Below are 21,598 nucleotides of genomic sequence, written 5' to 3'. Positions count from 1 at the left end.
TGCCCCGCAGGCGCGAAGCCGCGGGGCAGTGGTGTGCGCGGGTGCGGACCGCGCTCCGGTCAGCGGCGCTCCGGCGCCCCCGGCGCGGCCGGCAGCGCGAGCTCGAACCAGACGACCTTGCCACTGCTCAGCCGGGTGGCACCCCAGCGGCGGGCCATCCGGTTGACCAGGAACAGGCCGCGGCCGCCCTCGTCGTCGTCCCTGGCCCGGCGCTGGCGGGGCAGCTGCGGGGAGTCGTCGCCGACCTCGCAGCGCAGTACGTCCGTCCGCAGGAGGCGCAGGGTCACGGGCCGCTCGGCGTACCGCACGGCATTCGTCACGACCTCGCTGACCAGGAGCTCCAGGGAGTCCTCCAGCTCCTCCAGACCCCAGCGCGCCAGCGCGCGGCGGGCGAACCGGCGGGCCCGGCCCGGAGCGGTCTCCTCCGGGTCCAGGAACCAGTACGCCACGTCGCTGGGCGCGATCCCGTCGAACCGGGCCGCGAGCAGCGCGATGTCGTCGTCCCGGTCACCGGGGCCGAGCATGTCCAGGATGTCGTCGCACAGGGCCTCCAGCGGCGGCGGGTGGTCCAGGCCCGTCAGCTGCGCGGTGGTGGCGAGGCGCTCGCGGAGCTGCTCGATGCCGGTCCAGACGTCCCGCAGCCGGGACTCGACGAGCCCGTCGGTGTACAGCACGAGGGTGGCCCCGGCGGGGGCGTCCAGCTCCACCGCCTCGAAGTCCACGCCGCCGACGCCGATCGGGGCGCCGGGGGGCACGCGCAGCACCTCGGCGCGGCCGCCCAGGTGCAGCAGGACCGGCGGCGGGTGGCCGGCGTTGGCGATGGTGATCCGGTGCGACACCGGGTCGTAGACGGCGTAGAGGCAGGTGGCCATCCGGTCGGAGCCCAGGCGCTGTGCCTGTTCGTCCAGGTGGTGCAGGACCTCGGCGGGCGGCAGGTCGAGCTGCGCCAGCGTCTGGGCCGTCGTACGGAGCTGTCCCATGATGGCGGCCGAGGTCATGGAGTGGCCCATGACGTCGCCCACGACGAGTGCGACCCGGCTGCCGGGCAGGGGTATGGCGTCGTACCAGTCACCGCCCACCCGGGCCGTCTCGGCGGCGGGCAGGTAGCGGCTGGCGAGCCGGACCCCGGTGGGCTGGGGGAGGCTGTCGGGCAGCATCGTGCGCTGGAGCTCGTCGGCGATGTAGGCCTCGCGGCCGTAGAGCACGGCCTTGTCGATGCCCAGCGCCGTGTGGGTGGCCAGCTGCGCCGCGACGAGCAGGTCGTTCGTCTCGAAGGCCGGCCGCTCGGGGGTGCGCAGGAACACCGCCGCGCCGATGACGCGGCGGCGGCCCCGCAGCGGCGCGAGGATGGCCCGCTGGCCGCGCGGGACCGGGTGGTCGGCGCCCAGCAGCTCCGGCAGCGCGGCGCGGGCGGCGGCGGAGGACCCGAAGACGGGCCGTACGCCGCGCAGCACCTCGGCGAGCGCCCCGCCGGGGCGGATCTCGCAGAGCTCGGCCGCGGGCAGGTCACCCTGCGGGCCGACCAGGGCCAGCTGGCTGAAGTCGAGCTCGCCGTCGGGGGTCATCGCGCCGGCGACACCGGCCGCCGCCGCGGCTCCCGCTCCCGTGAACTCGTCGATCGGCCGGAGCCGGTCGGTTCGGCGGAGCCTTAAAACGACCGGTCCGACGGGCCGCTCGTCGCCGACCGGCAGGGGATCGCGCAGGTAGACGAGGATGGCGTCGGAGAAGGTGGGCACGGTGGCCCGGCACAGGCCGAGCACGATCTCGTCGAGGTCGATGCCGCGCGCGATCCGCCGGGTGGCGGCTCCGACGAACCGCAGCCGGTCGCCCTCCCGCCGCGCGATGGTCGCTTCGGACCCGATGCCGCTGGGCAGTCCGGAAGCGGCGGCCTGCCCGAAGGCGGGGGCCTGCCCGGTCGCGCCGGGCAGCCCCGCCGCCTCGCGGGCGGCTTCGCCGTCGCGGGTGCGCGCGCTGCCGGCCTCCGCGGCGGCGGCCTCGTCACGGCCGGCCCGGACCCGGGCGGCGCCCTGGCCGGGCGCGGAGCTCTGGCCGGGCAGGGGGCCCTGGCCGGGCGCGGAGGCGGGTTCGCCGGGCTCTCCGGCCCCCTCGGAGGCGGACGGTGCCCCCTCGGTGGCGCGGGGGCGGGGCAGGTCGGCCGCCTGGGGCTGAGCATGCGTGCGCACGGCCTCGGCCGCCGGAAGCGGGGCCTTGCCGTGGCCCAGTTCCTCCGTGCCGTGGCCGGGCTCGTCGGTCCGACCGCCGGAGGCAACCGGCTGGGGGCCCTCCTGAGAGGTGGGGTACTCCGTCACGCGTGGCATTCCGTCCGTTTGCGCTCGATGTGCGCTGCACTCAACTCGGTCAGTCGCGGTATACCCGCTCAGCGGCGGGGACACCATCACCCCGCGTTTCCGCGTCCCGCTCGTTACCTCTCGTCATCGCGTCGGCCTAGGTCAAATGCGTTTCTGCTGGCGACAATTGACCGCCGACGCCCCGGCGGAGGACGATCCTACGATTGCCCCCCGGGGGCGCATCAAGGGTCTCATGAGGTCATATGCGCCGGAGTGCGGTCCCAGTCCTCCGGCAGGGCCGGTACGCCCCAGGCCGGGTCCGGCCGCCAATCCTGCCAGCCGTCCGAGAACGGCGGACCCCAGGCCCTGATCACGGCCACCGCCGCGCGTCCGGCCTCGCGGACGCGCCGGGCCTGTTCCGGGTCCATCAGACCCGACCGCTGAGCCTGCGCGAACTCGTCCTCGTCCCGCCACTTCCACGTGCGGTCAGGGTAGACGGAGATGTCCAGGAAGTGGTCCTCGGAGTCGATGCCGCCGGACCACCGGGTCCGCGGCTCCTCCAGATTCACGTACCAGCTCTTGAATTCCCAGCCGTGGTCCCAGAACAGCCACACCGACCAGGGGTCCCCGGGCCGGGCCAGCTTCAGCACGCCCGCCCCGAACCAGCGCGACCGTACGGTGGTCCGCGGCGCGGTGTACCGGGTGGCGAGCGGCTCCTCGTGGACCGGGGTCCCGTCGGCGAGCACCGGCTTGACGCACTCGGTCCCGGGGGCCATCCACACCGCGAGCAGCTCGTCGGTGTCGGTCACCACGGTCACGGGCCGGCAGATGTGGACGGCGCCCTTCGCGTCGGGCGCCTGATCGCGGTAGCGCCAGAGGATCTGCTCCCCGGGCGCCCAGCGGACGCCCTGAGCACCGTCCCGCTCCGCACGCCGCGCCGAACCCCGTGCCGAGCCGCGCGCACTGCCGCCCCCGCGGCCTCCGGTACCTGTCATGGGCAGATCTTAGGGCTGGGGTCCCGGGGATCGCCGCGCTGCAGGTCAACGAGGTGTCCGAGGGCGGGAAACGACCGGATCCAGACCCCCCTGAGGGGGCGGGACGGGGCAGGCCGGGTCAGGGCGGGGCGGGGCGCGCCGGGCGCGCCGGGGTCAGGGGCGGGTCATCCGCAGCACGTCCAGGGCTTCGTCGAGCTGCTCCAGGGTGAGGTCGCCGCGGTCCACGTAGCCCGACTCCAGCACGACCTCCCGGATCGTCTTGCGCTCGGCGAGGGACTTCTTGACGACCTTGGCGGCCTCCTCGTAGCCGATGTACCGGTTCAGCGGGGTCACCACGGAGGGCGAGGACTCGGCGTACTCCCTGGCCCGAGCCGTGTTGGCGGTGATTCCGTCGATGGTGCGGTCGGCCAGCAGGCGGCTCACGGAGCCGAGCAGCCGGATGGATTCCAGGATGTTGCGGGCCATCACGGGGAGCATCACGTTGAGCTCGAAGTTGCCCGCGGCGCCCGCCACCGCGACGGCGGCGTCGTTCCCCATCACCTGGGCGGCGACCATCAGGGCGGCCTCGGGGACGACCGGATTGACCTTCCCGGGCATGATCGAGGACCCCGGCTGGAGATCCGGGAGATTGATTTCGGCCAATCCGGTGCGCGGGCCCGAGGCCATCCAGCGCAGGTCGTTGCAGATCTTGGTGAGCGAAACGGCGACCGTACGGAGCATTCCGGACGTCTCGACGAGGGCGTCCCGGGCACCCTGGGCCTCGAAGTGGTCCCGCGCCTCGGTCAGCGGCAGTCCCGTCGCCGCCGCCACCTCGGCGATCACGGCCGCCGAGAACCCGGGCGGGGTGTTGATCCCGGTGCCGACGGCGGTCCCGCCGAGCGGCAGCTCCGCCAGCCGGGGCAGCGCCGCGCGCAGCCGCTCGACGCCGTAGCGGAGCTGGACCGCGTATCCGCCGAACTCCTGGCCCAGGGTCACCGGGGTGGCGTCCATCAGGTGCGTCCGGCCGGCCTTGACCACCGCGGCGAACTCGGCGGACTTGCGCTCCATCGCGCCGGCCAGGTGCTCCAGGGCGGGGACGAGCTCGCCGGTGACGGCGGCGGTGGCGGCGATGTGGATGGAGGAGGGGAAGACGTCGTTGGAGCTCTGCGAGGCATTGACGTGGTCGTTGGGGTGGACCGGGCGGCCCAGGCGCTCGGTCGCCAGGGTGGCGATCACCTCGTTGGCGTTCATGTTGGACGAGGTGCCGGAACCCGTCTGAAACACGTCGACGGGGAAGTGCTCGTCCCAGCGGCCCCCGGCGACCTCGTCGGCCGCCGAGACGATGGCGGCGGCGATGTCCGCGTCGATCACGCCGAGCCGGCCGTTGACGGTGGCGGCCGCGGCCTTGATCCGTGCCAGGGCGTCGATGTGGGCGCGCTCCAGACGCTGTCCGGAGATGGGGAAGTTCTCCACGGCGCGCTGGGTCTGAGCTCGCCATTTGGCGTGCGCGGGGACGCGTACGTCCCCCATGGAGTCGTGCTCGGTGCGGTACTCCTCGGGAGCCCCGCCGTGCTGCTGATCACTGGTCATCTGTGGTGCCTCCTCAAAAAGTTGAGCAATTGTCTTGTTCGGACTGTTCCCAACTCGCCTACCGGCCAGTAAATACCGGGGGTAACACCGAGATCGGGGAGGCGTTCATGGCACGTGCCCGTACACAATCAAGGATCAGGCTCAGATCTACCTTCGCCGCCGTCGCGGCGGCGGCGGCCGCCCTCGGGGGCGTCACCGCCATCACCCCCATGGCCCACGCGGCGACCACCGCGGAGTCGTCCGCGGGGTCCGCGGGCACGGCCCTCACGCCCGAACTGGAGGCCATCCGGGCCGCCGAGGCCGTCAAGATCTACGGCGACTCCGCGATCCGCCCCCTCGCCGACCGCAAGACCGGTCTGATCTCGCTCGGCGACAGCGAGATCTCGGGCGAGGGAGTCGGCACCTACGACCCCGCGACCAACACCCCGTCCAACCAGTGCCACCGTTCGCCGGACTCGGCGATCCACCGCACCGGCATCGCGGCGGACTACACCTTCAACGCGGCCTGCTCCGGCGGCTACACCGGCAACATCAAGATCGGCGGGAGCAAGCAGTACGCCGACGAGCTGGTGCAGAGCGACAGCCTGGCCATCAAGGCCCGCAACACCAGGATCAAGATGGTGCTGCTGGTGGCGGGGGCCAACGACGACCTGCAGTTCGGCCCGGTCATGACCGACTGCGTCACCCGCTGGGTGCTCAGCCAGGGCACCTGCGAGCCGAAGTACGGTCCGGGCTGGCAGGCGCGCGTCGACGGGCTGAAGCCCAAGGTGCAGTCGACGATCGGCGACCTGAAGTCTGTCATGCGCGACGCCGGGTACGCCGACTCCGACTACAAGCTGGTCGTGATGGGCTACCCCAGCCCCATCGGCCCCGACTTCAACGACAACCCCGACTTCCCCGGCAAGCTCCCCGGCGGCTGCGCCGGCTACGACTCCGACGCCACCTGGGGCCGCAACTACGCGGTGCCCACCTTCGAGAAGGGCATGCGCGCGGCCGCCCTCGCCGCGGGCGCGACCTACCTCGACAACTCGCGGCTCTTCAACGGCCACGAGGTCTGCATGGAGGACACCTGGGCCCGCGGCCTCTACCTCGACCTCGGGGACCACTTCCCGTGGGACGAGAACACCGCCCGCCAGTCCTTCCACCCCAACTACCGCGGCCACGGCGCCTTCGCGTCCTGTCTGACCCAGCTCTACGCCTCCGGCCTGCGCGAGGCCTCCTGCGCCGACCCGGCGAGCACCGGCACCCCCGTCCTGCAGGCCGGCGCCTGGGACGACCTGTACAAGCCGCTGAAGAACGAGGCGACGGGCAACTGCGTCGACTCCAGCGGAAGCTCCAGCGCCAACAACACCAAGGTCCTCGGCTGGGACTGCCACGGCGGCCGCAACCAGGGCTGGTGGTACGACTCCGCGAAGAAGTCCCTCCACGTCGAACTCACCCACGACCGCTGCCTGGACGCGCCCGGCGCCAACTACGGCAACGGCACCGCGATGATCATCTGGAACTGCCACGGCGGCGCCAACCAGCAGTTCGTGCGCGACGGAGCCACCCTCCGGCCCGCCGCCGCCCCGGGCATGTGCCTGACGGTGGCCGCGGCCCACGAGCCGCTGCGCCTCCAGACCTGCAACGGCTCGGCCAACCAGCGCTTCGCGTAACCGCCCGCGGATCCGTACCCCCGTGGGTCCGACGCCCCGTACGACCGTACGACCCCCCACGCCCGGCCGGCGCACCCCGGCCGGGTGTTCACATGTCCAGCAGCAGTTTGCGCACGTCCCGGGGCCGGTTGGTGATCAGCGTGTCCACGCCCAGGCGGACGCAGAGCTCCACGTCCTCGGGCTCGTCCACGGTCCACACGCGCACCCGGAGCCCCTTCGCCTTCAGCCGGCCCACCAGAGCCGGGTCCTGCCGTACGAGCTCGATGCCCGGGCCCGCGTGGGTGGCGTACGGAGGCCGCGGCGGCCGGATCCTGCGCTCGATCAGGTACACGGCGGGCAGTCCCGGGGCGAGGCGGTGCATGCGGGTCAGCGCGGACCGGGAGAAGCTCATCACCTCGACGCGGCCGGCCCCGCCGTCGGCGAGCCCGTACTCCTCGAGCAGCCGCACGAGCTCGGCCTCCAGGCGGCCGCCCGCACGGGTGGGGTGCTTGGTCTCCACGGCCAGCCCGACGGGATACGGCGCGGCCAGCGCCTCCTTGAGCAGGTCCTCGAAGAGCAGCACCCCGGCCCCGGCGTGGCCGGGCCCCTTCCACGCGCCGAAGTCGAGGGCGCGCAGTTCCTCGTACGTCATCTCGGAGACGACCCCGCGCCCGTCGGAGGTCCGCTCGACCCGCCGGTCGTGCACACAGACCAGCCGGTGGTCGGCGGTGAGCCGTACGTCGCACTCGAGCGCGTCGGCCCCGTCGTCGATGGCCTGCCGGTACGCGGCCATGGTGTGCTCGGGATGCTCGTGGGAGGCCCCGCGATGGGCGATGACCCGCGTGGCGCGGGCCTGGGGGGAGGGCTGCTCGGTCATACCGCAGACGCTATCCGGATGCGCCGAACGGGCCGGGGCGGCATGCTGCACCGATGTCTGAACAGTTCGTGACGCTGCACTGCGAGCCCTGCGCCTCCTGCCGGTACGAGACATGGCAGCGGATCGTCGACGGCAGCCTGTGCTGGTACGACAACTACCACTGCGCCGCGTACGGAGTCCATGCGTGCGACGAGGGCCGGGGGGTCCCCCCGCCGTGGATCCGCGAGCGGATCGTCGCCGCGGAGGGCACCGTGCGCCTCGCCGTCGGCGGGCCGGACGGTGTGCCGCTGAAGGTCGTCCGCGCGTGGTACGGACTCACGCTCCCGCAGCTGCGCGAGGTGCGGGCGCACGGCCTGGACGCGACCCCGGTGGAGGCGGAGCTGCTGCGCGGGATACGGAGCGGGCCCCAGGGGTGATCGCCCCGCCCCCGGCCCGTCCGGCATGGCCGAGGGCCCCGCCGTCTTCGGCGGAGGGGCCCTCGGTGCGGGTTACAGGCCCGGGCCGCGGACCGGGATGTGGGTGAAGGTGGGTTCCGGGGCCGGGTTCTGGAAGAAGTCGTTGCCCTTGTCGTCGACCACGATGAAGGCCGGGAAGTCCTCGACCTCGATCTTCCAGACGGCCTCCATGCCGAGCTCCTCGTACTCCAGGACCTCGACCTTCTTGATGCAGTCCTGCGCGAGGCGCGCCGCGGGGCCGCCGATGGAGCCGAGGTAGAAGCCGCCGTGCCTGCCGCAGGCGTCGGTGACCTGCTGGGAGCGGTTGCCCTTGGCCAGCATGACCTTGGAGCCGCCCGCCGCCTGGAACTGCTCGACGTAGGAGTCCATGCGGCCGGCCGTGGTCGGGCCGAAGGAGCCCGACGCGTAGCCCTCGGGCGTCTTCGCGGGGCCCGCGTAGTAGACCGGGTGGTCCTTCAGGTACTGCGGCATCTCCGCGCCAGAGTCGAGGAGTTCCTTGATCTTGGCGTGCGCGATGTCGCGCGCCACGACCAGCGGGCCCGTGAGGGAGAGGCGGGTCTTCACCGGGTGCTTGGTGAGCGTGGCGAGGATGTCGTCCATCGGCTGGTTCAGGTCGATGGAGACCACGTCCGCGGAGGCGTCGTCCAGGTGCTCGTCCGTCGTCTCCGGGAGGAAGCGTGCCGGGTCGCGCTCCAGCTGCTCCAGGAAGACGCCCTCGGGGGTGATCTTCGCGGTGGCCTGGCGGTCCGCGGAGCAGGAGACGGCGATCGCGATCGGGAGGGACGCGCCGTGGCGGGGGAGGCGGACGACGCGGACGTCGTGGCAGAAGTACTTGCCGCCGAACTGCGCGCCGATGCCGATCTTCTGGGTGAGTTCGAAGACCTGCTGCTCCAGGGCCTCGTCGCGGAAGCCGTGGCCCAGCGGGGAGCCCTCGGTGGGCAGCTCGTCCAGGTAGTGCGCGGAGGCGTACTTCGCGGTCTTCAGGGCGTGCTCCGCCGAGGTGCCGCCGACCACGATCGCCAGGTGGTACGGCGGGCAGGCCGCCGTGCCGAGCGAGCGGATCTTCTCTTCCAGGAACTTCATCATGGAGGCCTCGTTGAGGACCGCCTTGGTCTCCTGGTAGAGGAAGGACTTGTTGGCGGAGCCGCCGCCCTTGGCCATGAAGAGGAACTTGTACGCGCCGCCGTCGGTCGCGTACAGCTCGATCTGCGCGGGCAGGTTCGAGCCGGTGTTCTTCTCCTCCCACATGGTGACCGGGGCCATCTGCGAGTAGCGCAGGTTCAGGCGGGTGTACGCGTCGTAGATGCCGCGGGACAGGGCCGCCTCGTCGGCGCCCTCCGTCAGGACGTTCTGGCCGCGCTTGCCCATCACGATCGCCGTGCCCGTGTCCTGGCACATCGGCAGGACGCCGGCCGCCGCGATGTTCGCGTTCTTGAGGAGGTCGAGCGCGACGAACTTGTCGTTCGCGGAGGCCTCGGGGTCGTCGATGATGCGGCGCAGCTGCGCGAGGTGCGCGGGGCGCAGGAAGTGCTGGATGTCGTGGATGGCCTCTTCGGCGAGCTTGCGCAGCGCCTCCGGCTCGACCTTGAGGAACGTACGGCCGTCGGCCTCGAAGGTCGAGACGCCTTCGGAGGTCACCAGGCGGTACGGGGTGGAGTCCTCGCCCAGGGGCAGCAGGTCGGTGTACGCAAACTCTGGCATGACGGCAGTCATTCCCTCACTCGGCAGACGGCGCTGACGACCGTTTGGCAGCGCGGTATCCAGCGTAGAACCTCTTCCGGTGGCTTTTGTTGTGAGGTAAGGCTCACTGGCCAGTATCGCGATCTATCGTGTCTCGCTATGCTGGGGCCCGTGGACCTGGAAAAGCAGCCCTCATCCGCGCCGGCCCCCGCGCCGGCCCCCGCGCACGCCCCCGGGCTGCGCGCCTCCGACGCGGACCGGGACCGGATCGCGCAGATCCTCGCCGACGCCGTCGCCGAAGGGCGGCTGACCGCCGAGGAGCACTCCGAGCGGCTCGACTCGCTGTACGCGGTGAAGACGGTCGCGGAGCTGGACGTGCTCGTACGGGACCTGCCCGCGCCCGGCGCCGGCAGCCGGCAGGAGCCCGCGTACGCGGGGGCGCCGGCCGGCGCGCCCGTCGAGACGGTCGTCGCCGTGTGCAGCAGCTCCTCCCGCAAGGGCCGCTGGCGGCCGGGCGCGCACACCCGCGCGGTCTCCGTCATGGGCGACATCAGCATCGACCTGACCCAGGCGGTCTTCGAGCAGCAGGTCACCGAGATCAGCGTGACCAGCATTCTCGGCAACGTGGAGATCCTGGTCCCGGAGAACGTCACCCTGCGCGGCTACGGCAGCGGGGTCCTCGGCAACTTCGAGGTGCGGGGCGAGGGGCGCGGCGAGACCGACCCGCAGGCCCCGGTCGTGATCGTCCGCGGCTTCGCGCTGCTGGGCAACATCGAAGCCCGCCCCAAGTTCGGCGCCCGCCTGGTGGACCTGGCGAACCGGCTCCGCAAGGGCCGGGAGGGCGCCCGGTGAGCCCGACACGCCGGCAACTGCCTCTGAAATGAGCCTCTTTGGCCGATGGGTGATCGTAGGGTCGCGCTCATGACCGCATCCAAGTGGGACCTGCTCGACCAGGCGTACGGGGCGCTGCGCTCCGTCGCGGCCGCCGTACCGGCCGATGCCCTCGGCGCACCGACGCCCTGCGACCAGTGGAATGTCGGCCAAGTGCTCCAGCACGCGGCCGGCGACCAGCTCGCCTACGCGGGCCGCATCACCGGCGGGCCGGGACCGGACGAGGACCCCTTCGCGCCCACCGGCGCCCTGACGGGCAGTCCCGCGGAGCTGCTGGAACCCGCCCTCACCGCCGCCGCGGAGGCCTTCGCCGGGGTGCTGCCGGGCACCGCCGAGGTGGCCGTGCCGCTGCCCCCGTTCACCCTCCCCGCCGAGACCGCGGTCGCGGCGGCCGCCCTCGACGCGGCCGTCCACGCCTGGGACCTCGCGGTCGCCACCGGCCAGGCCTCCCCGCTGACTCCCGCCCTCGCTGCGGCCCTGAGCCCGGCCGCCCGGGCGCTCGCCGAGCCGCTGCGCGGGTTCGCGTACGCCCCGGCGCTCCTGCCCGCGCCCGATCCGGACACCGATCCGGCCGGTGCGCTGCTCGCCTTCCTGGGTCGCCACCCTGACTGGACGCCGTCCGCCGCATGACATCCGGGTGACGGGGGCGCGGCCGGGCGGGATCACCTTTCGGTCGAACCGGCCGGATCGGCGGCACACGGTGCATAGGGGCGCGCACAGCGGGTAGGGACAGGTGCGTCGCCTCTCTCGCTCGCGTATACGTCGTCAGGAGTAGACCGTGCCGCATCCGCCGCGCCAGTCCCTGCAGGTAGCCGCCGTCCAGAGTCTTCAGGGGCGCCCGGCGGCGGTGGTTCCGAAGCCTCGGGTGCCGGCCAGGGAAGAGGACGGCCCCTGGCACGCGGACGCGGTGTGCCGGCGCGACGAGGCCGGGCTGTTCTTCGCCCCCTCCAAGGAGCCGACCGCCGCCCGGCTGTCCCGTGAGGACGCCGCCAAGCGGGTCTGCGCCCGCTGCCCCGTCATGGTCGCCTGCCGGGAGCACGCGCTGATCCAGCCCGAGCCCTACGGAGTCTGGGGCGGGCTGACGGCCGCCGAGCGCCGGGTGGTGCTGGCCCGCCGGCGGCGCCGGGCGGGGGAGCTGCGCGAAGCCTCGTAGCGAGCCGTCCCGTCAGGGGACATGCGGAAGGGGCGCCCCCGCCGCACGCGGGAGCGCCCCTTCCGTATGCCCGGCGTAGCCGTGCGTCCGTCGTCCTACTTGGCGCGGTCGAAGTCGATCGCGCTGTACGCGCGGAGCTTCGAGAGGCGGTGCGTCGAGTCGATCTGCCGGATCGTGCCCGACTTCGAGCGCATGACCAGCGAGGAGGTCGTCGCGGTCTCCGAGCGGTAGTGGACGCCGCGCAGCAGCTCGCCGTCCGTGATGCCGGTGGCGACGAAGAACACGTTGTCGCCGGAGACCAGGTCGTCCGTGAACAGGACGCGGTCCAGGTCGTGGCCGGCGTCGATCGCCTTCTGGCGCTCGGCCTCGTCCTTGGGCCACAGCTTGCCCTGGATGGTGCCGCCCATGCACTTGATCGCGCAGGCCGAGATGATGCCCTCGGGGGTGCCGCCGATGCCGAGCAGCAGGTCGATGCCGCTGTCCTCGGTGACCGCCAGGACCGAGCCGGCGACGTCGCCGTCGGAGATGAACTTGATGCGCGCGCCGGTCTCGCGGATCTCCTTGACGATGCCCTCGTGACGGGGACGGTCGAGGATGATCACGGTGACGTCCTCCACGGCCATGTTCTTGGCCTTGGCGACGCGGCGGATGTTGACGGAGACCGGGGCGTTGATGTCGACGAAGTCGGCGGCCTCGGGACCGGTGACCAGCTTCTCCATGTAGAACACCGCGGACGGGTCGAACATGGTGCCGCGGTCGGCGGCGGCCAGGACGGCGATCGCGTTCGGCATGCCCTTGGCGTTCAGGGTGGTGCCGTCGATGGGGTCCACGGCGATGTCGACCTCGGCACCGGTGCCGTCGCCGACCCGCTCGCCGTTGAAGAGCATCGGGGCTTCGTCCTTCTCGCCCTCGCCGATGACGACGACGCCGTTCATCGAAACGGTGGAGATCAGGGTCCGCATCGCGTTGACGGCAGCGCCGTCGGCGCCGAGCTTGTCACCGCGTCCGACCCAGCGGCCCGCGGCCATGGCGGCGGCCTCGGTGACCCGTACGAGTTCCAGGGCGAGGTTGCGGTCGGGTGCCTCCGGAGAGACTTCGAGCTGGGGCGGCAGGTTGTGCTCGGTCATCGGAGCGCACCTTTCTGTACGGCGACGGCCGGGAGTGAGGGTCCCTCGACTCTATCGGTACGTCGACATATTGAGCAGACCGGGTCACGTATGAGCGCCATATCGGTCAGCGGATTGTCCTGAGCGGACATCTTGCGCCGCGCGCGGCGTGCCTTCCGGACCCCGGCGGTGATCGTCCGGAGCCATGCGGGACCATGGGGGTGTGGCAGGTATGAAGGGCAAGCAGACGGTCGTGGACATGGTCCGGTCGCTGGTGGTGATCGGCCTCGTGGTCGGGGGGATCTATCTGGTCATCCCACATGACGAGAAGGCCGACCCGACGAGGGTGGTCGACTACCGCGTCGAGAGCCTCACGGCCCGGCGCGCGGCGCCGTACCCCGTGGCGGTGCCCGTCGGGCTGCCGCCGGAGTGGCGGGCGACCTCGGTGAGCTACACGCGCAAGGACGCCGCCGCCTGGCACCTGGGCTTCCTGGACCCGGCGCAGCAGTACGTGGCGGTGGAGCAGTCCGCGGACGCCACGGACAAGTACATCGCGAAGGTCACCCGCAAGGCGGAGGCCACCGGGGAGACCCAGCAGGTCGGCGACCAGGTCTGGGAGCGCTGGGACGGCGAGAAGTACGACGCCCTCGTCCGGCACGAGCAGGGCTACGTCACGGTGGTGACCGGGACGGCCTCCTTCGAGCAGCTCGGCGCGATGGCCGCGGCGCTGGAGTTCAAGCAGGGTTCGTAGGGCTGCCGGGCACGGCGGACACGGAAAAGGCCGCGCTCCCCGGGATTCCGGGGAGCGCGGCCTTTCGCGTTCACTGCCTGCGGGGCTGGGCTCAGACGGTCGTGATGACCTGGTCGAACTCCAGGCGCGGGGAGCGCGGGAACCAGGCGTCCTCGCCCGGCTTGCCGATGTTGACGACCATCAGCGGGGTGTGGTCGCCGTCCAGGAACTCCTTCTGGAGGCCGGCGAAGTCCAGGCCGGTCATCGGGCCGGCGGCCAGGCCGGCGGCGCGGACGCCGATGATGAAGTACGCGGCCTGCAGCGCGCCGTTGACCAGCGCGGACTGCTCGCGGACCGGGCGCTCGGCGAAGAAGGCGTCCTTGGCCTGCGGGAAGTGGGGGAGCAGCTGCGGGAGCTCCTCGTGGAACTCGTTGTCCACGGACAGGATCGCGACCAGCGGGGCGGCGGCGGTCTTGGCCTGGTTGCCCTGGGCCATGTGCTTCACGAGGCGCTCGCGGGCCTCGGGGGAGCGGACCAGGGTGATGCGCAGCGGCGTCTGGTTGAAGGCGGTCGGGCCGAACTTCACCAGGTCGTAGATCGCCTGGACCTGCTCCTCGGTCACCGGCTCGTCGGAGAACGTGTTGGCGGTGCGGGCCTCACGGAAGAGGAGGTCCTGAGCGGCGGCGTCGAGAACGAGAGACATCGGAAAGCCTTCTTCTGTGCGGACTGCTGAAGCGATGTCCGAAACTCTACGACGGAGATAGGTGAAAATTCAACTAAATCTGCCCGCAGGTGAGGGGGATCACTCCGGGCCGGCCCCGCCCGGCCCGCCGGCGCCCTCCGCCGCCTCGCGCGCCGCCAGCGCCGAGTCCAGCCGGGCGCGGGCCCCCTCCAGCCAGTGGCGGCACACCTTCGCGAGCTCCTCGCCGCGCTCCCAGAGCGCGAGGGAGTCCTCCAGCGACGTGCCGCCGGCCTCCAGCTTGCGGACGACCTCGATCAGCTCGTCCCGGGCCTGCTCGTACCCCAGCGCCGTATCGCTTTCGGCCATTCCCGCTCCCACCTTAACTGTGTAGTACAACGAAATCTGTTGCGGCAGTGTGAAGCGTTCTGCCGGTCCTGCCCGCGGCTCCGGTACCGCCTACGAGGGCTCCTCGGCGGCGGTGACCCGCACCGGGAACTCCCCCTCCGCCACCCGAGCCCGCAGCACGTCGCCCTCCACCACGTCTCCGGGCGCGCGCACCACGTGCCCGTCGGCCCGCTGGAGCACCGCGTACCCGCGCTCCAGAGTGGCCGCCGGGGACAGCGCCACCACCCGGGCGAGGGTGTGCGCCAGCTCCGAATCGGCCCGGTCCAGCAGGTGCCCCAGGGTCCGGCGGCCGCGCGCCAGCAGCGCGTCCACCTCCGCCTCCCGGGTCTCCACCATCCGCTGGGGATGGACGAAGACCGGCCGCGCGAGCGCGTGGGCGAGCCCCCGCTCCTCCCGGTCGAGCAGCCCGCGCACGGCGCGCAGCCCCCGGCCCTGCAGCTGGCTCACCCGCTCCAGCTCCTCGCCGACGTCCGGGACCACCTTCTTCGCCGCGTCCGTGGGCGTGGAGGCCCGCAGGTCGGCGACCAGGTCCAGCAGCGGGGAGTCCGGCTCGTGCCCGATCGCCGAGACCACGGGCGTACGGGCCGCCGCGACGGTCCGTACGACCTCCTCGTCGGAGAAGGGCAGCAGGTCCTCCACGCTGCCGCCGCCGCGGGCCACGATGATCACGTCGACCTCGGGCATGGCGTCCAGCTCCTTGACCGCCTGGATCACCTGGGGCACCGCGTGCACCCCCTGGACGGCGACGTTGCGGACCTCGAAGCGGACCGCCGGCCACCTGCGCCGCGCGTTCTCCAGCACGTCGCGCTCGGCCGCGGAGGCCCGCCCCACCACCAGCCCGATCAGCTGCGGCAGGAACGGCAGCGGCTTCTTGCGGTCCAGCGCGAAGAGCCCCTCGGAGGCCAGCGAGCGCTTGAGCCGCTCCAGCCGGGCCAGGAGCTCGCCGATGCCGACGGGCCGTATCTCGGTGGCCCGCAGGGACAGCTGCCCGCGCGGGGCGTACCACTCGGGCTTGGCGAGCACGACGACGCGCGCGCCCTCCGTCACGGAGTCCGCGACCTCGTCGAAGACCTGCCGGAAGCAGGTCACGCTCAGGGAGATGTCGTGCGAGGGATCGCGCAGCGTCAGGAAGACCACCCCCGCTCCCGGCCGCCGCGAGAGCTGCGTGATCTGCCCTTCCACCCACACCTGGCCGAGCTTGTCGATCCAGCCCCCGATGAGCCGGGACACCTGACCGACCGGCAGCGGCGCGTCAGCCGACGAATTCAGACCCATGCACGCAGGCTAACCGCCAGAGCTGACACCGGCGTCGGGCAGGGACCCCTCGTCCCGCCCGCGTCGCCCGCGCTGGGCCACCAGGATGCACAGGCCCACCAGCAGCCACACCGCCCCCACCAGTTGCGCCGTCCACGAGGCTTCGACGATCACGGCGATGGTCACGGCGGCGCCGAGGACCGGGATCACCAGGTGCTTGAACCAGTTCGGGGCCCCCTCGCGGCGCTTGACCACGAACCAGCCGACCACCGAGGCGTGCAGCAGCGTGAACGCCACGAGCGCCCCGATGTCGACCACCGACACCAGATGGTCCAGCCCGTCGTCGCGCCGGGCCGCCCACACGGCCGCGATCAGCGTGACCGTCGCCGCCACCAGCAGGGCCGGGCGCGGGGTCCCGTGGGAGGTGCGGGCGAGTGCGCGGGGCAGCCGCCCCTCACGGGCCATCGCGAAGAGCAGCCGGCCCGCAGCGGCCTGCCCGGCCAGCGCGGCGAAGGCGGCCCCGATGGCCTTGCTGACGGCGACCAGGTCGTGCAGCCACATTCCCACGGAGGCCTCGACGGTCGTGTAGAAGGCCGAGCCCTGCTTCCCGGGGTCGGCGGCCAGCTCCGCGGCCGAGAGGGGGCTGAGGAGGGCCGCCAGGTAGGTCTGGGCGATGAACAGCACCCCGGTCAGCGCCAGGCAGAACAGCACCGCCCGGGCCACCTTCGCGCTGCCCCCCGTCACCTCCTCGGCGAAGGAGGCGATGGCGTCGAAGCCCAGGTAGGACAGGACCGCCACCGACACCGCGCCGAGCACGGCGGCCATGGAGAAGCCGCCGAGCGAGCCGTCGCCCGTGAAGGGGGAGAGCCAGTCGCGGTGCTCCGCGCCCTGGACGAGCACGGTCACCGCCGAGACCAGGAACACCAGCAGGACCGCGATCTCCATGGCCAGCACGGCGAAGCCCACGCGCGCGGCGGCCCGGACGCCCCACAGGTTCAGCAGGGTGGTCACGATCACCGCCAGGGCCGTCCACACCCACCGGGAGACCTCCGGGACCAGCGCGTTCATGGCGATCCCGGAGAACAGGTACGCGACCGCCGGGATCAGCAGGTAGTCGAGCATCGCCATCCAGCCGGCGATCAGCCCGGGACCCTCGCCGAGGCCCTTGCGGGCGTACGTGAAGACGGAGCCGGCCTGCGGGGCCACGCGCACCATCTGCGCGTAGGAGAAGGCGGTGAAGGCCATCGCGATCGTCGCGAAGAGGTAGACGAGGGCGACGGCCCCGTGCGACTTGGCGTCGAGGGTGCCGAAGACCCCGACCGGGGCCATGGGGGCGATGAAGAGCAGCCCGTAGACCACCAGGTCCCGGAATCCGAGACTGCGGCGCAGCGAGGTGTCCGGCGCGGCGGACGGGCCGCCGGGCGGACCGGCCGGGCCGGACGCGCCGGGCGGCGTACTGGGATCCGTCGCGGACGCCATCTTTCCTCCGGGGGTAAGGCACATGCGGATGTTCGACCCAGTTTGTGCCGAACGGGCGATCCCCGGCCTGCTGGACACCCCCGTACGATGGAGCCCATGACTGCTGACGCCCCCGCTCCCGCATCCCGCCGCGTTCTCCTCGCCGCTCCGCGCGGCTACTGCGCGGGCGTGGACCGAGCCGTGATCGCCGTCGAGAAGGCCCTCGAACAGTACGGCGCACCGGTCTACGTGCGGCACGAGATCGTGCACAACAAGTACGTCGTGAAGACCCTGGAGAACAAGGGCGCCATCTTCGTGGAGCGGACCGAGGAGGTCCCCGAGGGCTCCATCGTGATGTTCTCCGCGCACGGCGTGGCCCCGGTGGTGCACGAGGAGGCGGCCCGCGGCAAGCTCGCGACGATCGACGCCACCTGCCCGCTGGTCACCAAGGTGCACAAGGAAGCGATCCGCTACGCGAACGAGGACTTCGACATCCTCCTCATCGGCCACGAGGGCCACGAGGAGGTCATCGGCACCTCCGGCGAGGCCCCGGACCACATCACCATCGTGGACGGCCCGCACGACGTGGAGAAGGTCACCGTCCGCGACGAGTCGAAGGTCGTCTGGCTGTCGCAGACCACCCTCTCCGTCGACGAGACGATGGAGACGGTAGACGCCCTGAAGACCAAGTTCCCGCTGCTCGTCTCGCCGCCCAGCGACGACATCTGCTACGCCACCTCGAACCGCCAGGAGGCGGTCAAGGTGATGGGCAAGGACTGCGACCTGGTCATCGTCGTCGGCTCCAAGAACTCCTCGAACTCCATCCGCCTGGTCGAGGTCGCCCTCGACGCCGGCGCGAAGGCCTCGTACCTCGTGGACTTCGCGAGCGAGATCGACGAGGCCTGGCTCGAAGGCGTCACCACCGTCGGTCTGACCTCGGGCGCCTCGGTGCCGGAGGTGCTGGTCGACGAGGTGCTGGAATGGCTGGCCGCGCGCGGGTACGGGGACGTGGAGATCGTCAAGACGGCCGAGGAGTCCATCGTGTTCTCCCTGCCCAAGGAGCTGCGCCGCGACCTGCGCGCGGAGGCGGCGGAGCTCGTGGCGGCGCCGGGCGCGGGGTCGGGCGTAGAGAAGTAGGCCTCTCCCCGGCAGGGCGTGGCGGCCGGTCTTTTCGTACGGTGAGTCCATGGAGATCTTCGGCGTGGACATCGGCGGTTCCGGGATCAAGGGCGCTCCCGTGGACCTGAACCGTGGCGACCTGGCGCAGGAGCGCCACAAGGTACTGACACCGCAGCCGGCCACCCCCGACGGGGTGGCCGGCTGCGTCGTCGAGGTGGTGCGCCACTTCGACTGGGACGGCCCGGTGGGGGTGACCTTCCCCGGGGTGGTCACGGGCGGGGTGACCCGGTCGGCGGCCAACATGGACAAGGCCTGGGTCGGCGTGGACACGGCGGCACTGCTCTCCTCGAAGCTCGACGGCCGCCCGGTGACGGTCCTGAACGACGCGGACGCGGCCGGGGTCGCGGAGATGGCCTACGGAGCGGGGCGCGGGGTCGACGGCACCGTCATCCTGCTCACGCTGGGCACCGGGATCGGCAGCGCGCTGTTCACGGACGGGCGGCTGGTGCCCAACACCGAGCTGGGTCACCTGGAGCTGAAGGGCCACGACGCGGAGACGCGGGCCTCGGTGAAGGCGAAGGACGACGGGGACCTGACCTGGGAGCGCTGGGCGCACCGGGTGGGGAAGTACCTGGCACACGTGGAGATGCTCTTCTCCCCGGACCTGTTCATCATCGGCGGGGGCGTGAGCCGCAAGCCGGAGAAGTTCCTGCCGCTGATCGAGGGCGTCCGGGCACGGATCGTGCCGGCGGAGCTGCAGAACAACGCGGGCATCGTGGGCGCGGCGATGGCGGCGCGGACGGCTTCAGGGGCCGGGTAGCGGGAGGGGCCGGTCTGCCGACGGGGCGACGGGGCCGGCCGGGCGGACCAGGGTGCGGGGCGGCGGGGATCGCTAGGCGGCGCGGCGGGGCATGCGGCGCCGGCCGATGAGCACGGCCTTGCGGACGAGTGCGATCAGCGCCGCGACGAGCGTCCCCGCGTACAGCCAGCCCGCGTGCAGGGACAGCGCGGACACCAGCCCCATCACCTCGCCGGCGAAGCCGCCGGAGCCGCCCGACACGGGCCACACTCCGGCGGCGAAGGCGATCGGGGCGCTGATGGGCGCGGTGATCAGGTCCGCGGGCCGCACCCACAGGGCGGTGGCGGCCGCCACGGGCAGGAAGAGCAGGCCGTAGACGAACAGCGAGGCGTCGAACAGCAGCCAGTCGAGCCCGCCGATCAGGAACATCGCGGCGCAGGCGAAGAGCCCGCCGCCGATCCCGGTCAGCCGGGGCCGCGGCAGCCGGCGCACCCGTACCGGCGCCGGCCCGGCGGCGGGTCCGGGGGCCGCGGCGGCCCGCTGCGCGGGGGCCGGGGCGGCCCGCTGGGCCGGGGCCCGCTCCGCCGGGTGACGTACCGTACGCGCCTTGTATCGCTCCACCCCCCAAAACTAGGCGGGGAGGCCGCCGATCGTGTGCCCGGACACGCGTACATCGGGGCCCCCTCATCGGAAAGTAAACTGTCCGGTGGCCCACTCCGGGCCGCCGCCCCCTCCAGCTACGGGAAGTCGCCAACGTGTCGCTCACGATCGGAATCGTCGGCCTGCCGAATGTCGGCAAGTCGACCCTGTTCAACGCCCTGACCAAGAACGACGTGCTGGCGGCCAACTACCCGTTCGCCACGATCGAGCCGAACGTCGGCGTCGTCGGCGTTCCGGACGCCCGCCTCGGCGTCTTGGCCGGCATCTTCGGTTCCGCCAAGCTCCTCCCGGCCACCGTCGACTTCGTCGACATCGCCGGCATCGTGCGCGGTGCGTCGGAAGGCGAGGGCCTCGGCAACAAGTTCCTCGCGAACATCCGCGAGTCGGACGCGATCTGCCAGGTCATCCGCGCCTTCAAGGACGAGAACGTCGTCCACGTCGACGGCAAGGTTTCGCCGAAGGACGACATCGAGACCATCAACACCGAGCTGATCCTCGCGGACCTCCAGTCCATCGAGAAGGCGGTGCCGCGCCTGACGAAGGAGTCCCGCCTCCAGAAGGAGAAGATCGCGGTCCTCGCGGCCGTCGAGAAGGCCGTGAAGATCCTCGAAGCGGGCGACACCCTCTTCTCGCACGGGATCACGAAGGGCACGGAGCAGGGCGACCTCCTCCACGAGCTGCACCTGCTCACGGTCAAGCCGTTCCTCTACGTCTTCAACGTCGACGAGGACGAGCTGACGGACGACGCCTTCAAGGCGGAGCAGAGCGCGCTGGTCGCCCCGGCCGAGGCGATCTTCCTGAACGCCAAGCTGGAGGCCGAGCTCATCGAGCTCGAGGACGACGAGGCGCTGGAGCTCCTCCAGTCGGTCGGTCAGGAAGAGCCCGGCATGGCCACCCTCGGCCGCGTCGGCTTCGCCACCCTGGGCCTGCAGACCTACCTGACGGCCGGCCCGAAGGAAACCCGCGCCTGGACCATCAAGAAGGGCGCCACCGCCCCCGAGGCCGCCGGCGTGATCCACACGGACTTCCAGCGCGGCTTCATCAAGGCGGAGATCATCTCCTTCGAGGACCTGGTCGCCTGCGGCTCGGTCGCCGAGGCCCGCTCCAAGGGCAAGGCCCGCATGGAGGGCAAGGACTACATCATGCAGGACGGCGACGTGGTGGAGTTCCGCTTCAACGTCTGATCCGGTCTGGCCAAAGGCCGTCTGACCTGCTGCGGAGCAGGTCGGGCGGCCTTTGTCGTCTGCGCGGCGTGCTGACTTCGATCAGCGCGCGGGGGAGCGGCTACACCTCGGCGAGGTGGCTCGGCTGGAGACCGGTGTAAGGGTCCGGCTGGATGAGGAGGGTGGCGCAGCCGCGGGCGGTGCGTTCGGCGGCCATGGCGTGGTCGAGCACGGTGAAGTCGTCGTCGATCCAGACGACGGGTGCTCTGCCGGGCCAGGGGTCGACGTGGTCGCCGGGGCGATGCGCGGCTTCGGCGCCGTCCGGGGCGTCGGCGACGCGGTCGGCATCAAGAACTCCTGCGGGCTCGTCCGGGCGAGGGTCATCGAGATCGGCCGGCGCAAGTTCGGGGACCGGAACGCGGCGTGGGCCGATGCCGGGCTCCTTCTGGAGGACGGGAAGGTGGTCACCGGCGGGGGAGAGGTGCTCGACGTGCCGACGCTCCCGGTCGACTACCTCGAAATGGGCTACCCGCACTCCCCGTACGGGGTCCGGGGCATCGGCGAGGCCCCGACCCTGTCGTCGACCCCGGCCGTCCTCGCGGCGATCCGGGCGGCGACCGGGCTGGAACTGAACAGGACGCCGGTCCGCCCGGAGCACATCACGGGGTCCTGAGCCGGGT

20 protein-coding genes and 1 pseudogene are annotated in these 21,598 nt (G+C 72.1%); 10 read left to right on the top strand and 11 right to left on the bottom strand.

The annotated features are described in order from the left end of the window. Positions 1–59: 59 nt before the first annotated feature. From ACFYYB_RS15430 to ACFYYB_RS15420, 3 genes are all read right to left on the bottom strand, one after another. Entirely contained in the window at positions 60–2,309 is a 2,250-nt protein-coding gene (locus tag ACFYYB_RS15430; RefSeq protein ID WP_389435726.1) for a SpoIIE family protein phosphatase, read from the bottom strand. A 230-nt stretch (positions 2,310–2,539) separates the two neighbouring features. After that, a complete protein-coding gene (locus ACFYYB_RS15425) occupies positions 2,540–3,283 on the bottom strand; it encodes a DUF402 domain-containing protein (RefSeq protein WP_389435725.1) in 744 nt (247 codons plus the stop codon). A gap of 153 nt (positions 3,284–3,436) precedes the next feature. Continuing rightward, a complete protein-coding gene (locus tag ACFYYB_RS15420; protein WP_389435724.1) occupies positions 3,437–4,852 on the bottom strand; it encodes a class II fumarate hydratase in 1,416 nt (471 codons plus the stop codon). Between the two features lie 107 nt (positions 4,853–4,959). Between ACFYYB_RS15420 and ACFYYB_RS15415 the strand changes: the two genes are divergently transcribed. Beyond that, complete coding sequence (locus ACFYYB_RS15415) at positions 4,960–6,507, top strand: ricin-type beta-trefoil lectin domain protein (protein WP_389435723.1); 1,548 nt, start codon at positions 4,960–4,962, stop codon at positions 6,505–6,507. Between the two features lie 88 nt (positions 6,508–6,595). Here the strand turns inward: ACFYYB_RS15415 and ACFYYB_RS15410 are convergent, their stop codons facing one another. Then, the gene (locus ACFYYB_RS15410; RefSeq protein WP_389435722.1) at positions 6,596–7,363 is read right to left on the bottom strand and encodes a glycerophosphodiester phosphodiesterase; all 768 of its coding nucleotides are present in this window, start codon (positions 7,361–7,363) and stop codon (positions 6,596–6,598) included. A gap of 53 nt (positions 7,364–7,416) precedes the next feature. Here ACFYYB_RS15410 and ACFYYB_RS15405 point away from each other — a divergent pair, with 53 nt between their 5' ends. Then, positions 7,417–7,779 (top strand): hypothetical protein, encoded by a 363-nt coding sequence (locus ACFYYB_RS15405; RefSeq protein WP_389435721.1) that lies wholly within the window; start codon positions 7,417–7,419, stop codon positions 7,777–7,779. Between the two features lie 72 nt (positions 7,780–7,851). Here ACFYYB_RS15405 and ACFYYB_RS15400 read toward each other — a convergent pair whose 3' ends face one another. Continuing rightward, positions 7,852–9,519, bottom strand: a complete 1,668-nt coding sequence (locus ACFYYB_RS15400; RefSeq protein ID WP_389435720.1) for a fumarate hydratase — start codon at positions 9,517–9,519, stop codon at positions 7,852–7,854. Positions 9,520–9,669: 150 nt separating this feature from the next. Here ACFYYB_RS15400 and ACFYYB_RS15395 point away from each other — a divergent pair, with 150 nt between their 5' ends. From ACFYYB_RS15395 to ACFYYB_RS15385, 3 genes are all read left to right on the top strand, one after another. Further along, on the top strand, positions 9,670–10,350 hold the full coding sequence (locus ACFYYB_RS15395; RefSeq protein WP_389435719.1) for a DUF1707 domain-containing protein: 681 nt from the start codon (positions 9,670–9,672) through the stop codon (positions 10,348–10,350). Between the two features lie 69 nt (positions 10,351–10,419). Continuing rightward, entirely contained in the window at positions 10,420–11,019 is a 600-nt protein-coding gene (locus ACFYYB_RS15390; protein WP_389435718.1) for a TIGR03086 family metal-binding protein, read from the top strand. 148 nt (positions 11,020–11,167) lie between these two features. After that, positions 11,168–11,542 (top strand): WhiB family transcriptional regulator, encoded by a 375-nt coding sequence (locus ACFYYB_RS15385; RefSeq protein WP_374213444.1) that lies wholly within the window; start codon positions 11,168–11,170, stop codon positions 11,540–11,542. 95 nt (positions 11,543–11,637) lie between these two features. On the opposite strand, the gene glpX is transcribed toward ACFYYB_RS15385, so the two are convergent. Further along, positions 11,638–12,669, bottom strand: a complete 1,032-nt coding sequence (gene glpX / locus ACFYYB_RS15380) for a class II fructose-bisphosphatase (protein ID WP_243335787.1) — start codon at positions 12,667–12,669, stop codon at positions 11,638–11,640. Between the two features lie 211 nt (positions 12,670–12,880). Here glpX and ACFYYB_RS15375 point away from each other — a divergent pair, with 211 nt between their 5' ends. Further along, on the top strand, positions 12,881–13,399 hold the full coding sequence (locus tag ACFYYB_RS15375; RefSeq protein ID WP_389436210.1) for a DUF4245 domain-containing protein: 519 nt from the start codon (positions 12,881–12,883) through the stop codon (positions 13,397–13,399). A 91-nt stretch (positions 13,400–13,490) separates the two neighbouring features. Here the strand turns inward: ACFYYB_RS15375 and ACFYYB_RS15370 are convergent, their stop codons facing one another. From ACFYYB_RS15370 to ACFYYB_RS15355, 4 genes are all read right to left on the bottom strand, one after another. Then, positions 13,491–14,081: a malonic semialdehyde reductase gene (locus tag ACFYYB_RS15370; protein ID WP_389435717.1), complete on the bottom strand. Its 591-nt coding sequence runs from the start codon at positions 14,079–14,081 to the stop codon at positions 13,491–13,493. 99 nt (positions 14,082–14,180) lie between these two features. Continuing rightward, the gene (locus tag ACFYYB_RS15365; protein ID WP_389435716.1) at positions 14,181–14,426 is read right to left on the bottom strand and encodes an exodeoxyribonuclease VII small subunit; all 246 of its coding nucleotides are present in this window, start codon (positions 14,424–14,426) and stop codon (positions 14,181–14,183) included. 90 nt (positions 14,427–14,516) lie between these two features. Then, positions 14,517–15,740, bottom strand: coding sequence for an exodeoxyribonuclease VII large subunit (xseA, locus tag ACFYYB_RS15360; RefSeq protein ID WP_389435715.1), 1,224 nt, complete (start codon positions 15,738–15,740; stop codon positions 14,517–14,519). A gap of 9 nt (positions 15,741–15,749) precedes the next feature. Beyond that, complete coding sequence (locus ACFYYB_RS15355; RefSeq protein WP_389435714.1) at positions 15,750–17,198, bottom strand: APC family permease; 1,449 nt, start codon at positions 17,196–17,198, stop codon at positions 15,750–15,752. Positions 17,199–17,285: 87 nt separating this feature from the next. Here ACFYYB_RS15355 and ACFYYB_RS15350 point away from each other — a divergent pair, with 87 nt between their 5' ends. Together ACFYYB_RS15350 and ppgK are read left to right on the top strand one after the other, a co-directional pair. Further along, positions 17,286–18,314 (top strand): 4-hydroxy-3-methylbut-2-enyl diphosphate reductase, encoded by a 1,029-nt coding sequence (locus ACFYYB_RS15350; RefSeq protein WP_389435713.1) that lies wholly within the window; start codon positions 17,286–17,288, stop codon positions 18,312–18,314. Between the two features lie 49 nt (positions 18,315–18,363). Continuing rightward, on the top strand, positions 18,364–19,116 hold the full coding sequence (gene ppgK / locus ACFYYB_RS15345; protein ID WP_389435712.1) for a polyphosphate--glucose phosphotransferase: 753 nt from the start codon (positions 18,364–18,366) through the stop codon (positions 19,114–19,116). Between the two features lie 72 nt (positions 19,117–19,188). Here the strand turns inward: ppgK and ACFYYB_RS15340 are convergent, their stop codons facing one another. Continuing rightward, positions 19,189–19,716, bottom strand: a complete 528-nt coding sequence (locus tag ACFYYB_RS15340) for a DUF6542 domain-containing protein (protein ID WP_389435711.1) — start codon at positions 19,714–19,716, stop codon at positions 19,189–19,191. Between the two features lie 134 nt (positions 19,717–19,850). Here ACFYYB_RS15340 and ychF point away from each other — a divergent pair, with 134 nt between their 5' ends. Together ychF and ACFYYB_RS15330 are read left to right on the top strand one after the other, a co-directional pair. Beyond that, the gene (gene ychF, locus ACFYYB_RS15335; RefSeq protein ID WP_389435710.1) at positions 19,851–20,939 is read left to right on the top strand and encodes a redox-regulated ATPase YchF; all 1,089 of its coding nucleotides are present in this window, start codon (positions 19,851–19,853) and stop codon (positions 20,937–20,939) included. Positions 20,940–21,264: 325 nt separating this feature from the next. Further along, positions 21,265–21,591, top strand: a pseudogene (locus ACFYYB_RS15330) (hypothetical protein); the annotation flags it as partial. Between the last annotated feature and the right edge of the window lie 7 nt (positions 21,592–21,598).

Source organism: Streptomyces sp. NPDC002886, from assembly GCF_042888445.1.
Lineage (GTDB): Bacteria > Actinomycetota > Actinomycetes > Streptomycetales > Streptomycetaceae > Streptomyces.
Note: the sequence above shows the minus strand (reverse complement) of the source record. Positions and strands in the feature narration are given on the sequence as shown.

Bases quoted from the DNA above. Each gene is read 5' to 3' on its own strand.
- ACFYYB_RS15425 (WP_389435725.1), bottom strand. From the start codon at position 3,283: ATGACAGGTACCGGAGGCCGCGGGGGCGGCAGTGCGCGCGGCTCGGCA.
- ACFYYB_RS15420 (WP_389435724.1), bottom strand. From the start codon at position 4,852: ATGACCAGTGATCAGCAGCACGGCGGGGCTCCCGAGGAGTACCGCACC.
- ACFYYB_RS15415 (WP_389435723.1), top strand. From the start codon at position 4,960: ATGGCACGTGCCCGTACACAATCAAGGATCAGGCTCAGATCTACCTTC.
- ACFYYB_RS15410 (WP_389435722.1), bottom strand. From the start codon at position 7,363: ATGACCGAGCAGCCCTCCCCCCAGGCCCGCGCCACGCGGGTCATCGCC.
- ACFYYB_RS15405 (WP_389435721.1), top strand. From the start codon at position 7,417: ATGTCTGAACAGTTCGTGACGCTGCACTGCGAGCCCTGCGCCTCCTGC.
- ACFYYB_RS15400 (WP_389435720.1), bottom strand. From the start codon at position 9,519: ATGCCAGAGTTTGCGTACACCGACCTGCTGCCCCTGGGCGAGGACTCC.
- ACFYYB_RS15390 (WP_389435718.1), top strand. From the start codon at position 10,420: ATGACCGCATCCAAGTGGGACCTGCTCGACCAGGCGTACGGGGCGCTG.
- glpX (WP_243335787.1), bottom strand. From the start codon at position 12,669: ATGACCGAGCACAACCTGCCGCCCCAGCTCGAAGTCTCTCCGGAGGCA.
- ACFYYB_RS15375 (WP_389436210.1), top strand. From the start codon at position 12,881: ATGAAGGGCAAGCAGACGGTCGTGGACATGGTCCGGTCGCTGGTGGTG.
- ACFYYB_RS15370 (WP_389435717.1), bottom strand. From the start codon at position 14,081: ATGTCTCTCGTTCTCGACGCCGCCGCTCAGGACCTCCTCTTCCGTGAG.
- ACFYYB_RS15365 (WP_389435716.1), bottom strand. From the start codon at position 14,426: ATGGCCGAAAGCGATACGGCGCTGGGGTACGAGCAGGCCCGGGACGAG.
- xseA (WP_389435715.1), bottom strand. From the start codon at position 15,740: ATGGGTCTGAATTCGTCGGCTGACGCGCCGCTGCCGGTCGGTCAGGTG.
- ACFYYB_RS15355 (WP_389435714.1), bottom strand. From the start codon at position 17,198: ATGGCGTCCGCGACGGATCCCAGTACGCCGCCCGGCGCGTCCGGCCCG.
- ACFYYB_RS15350 (WP_389435713.1), top strand. From the start codon at position 17,286: ATGGAGCCCATGACTGCTGACGCCCCCGCTCCCGCATCCCGCCGCGTT.
- ppgK (WP_389435712.1), top strand. From the start codon at position 18,364: ATGGAGATCTTCGGCGTGGACATCGGCGGTTCCGGGATCAAGGGCGCT.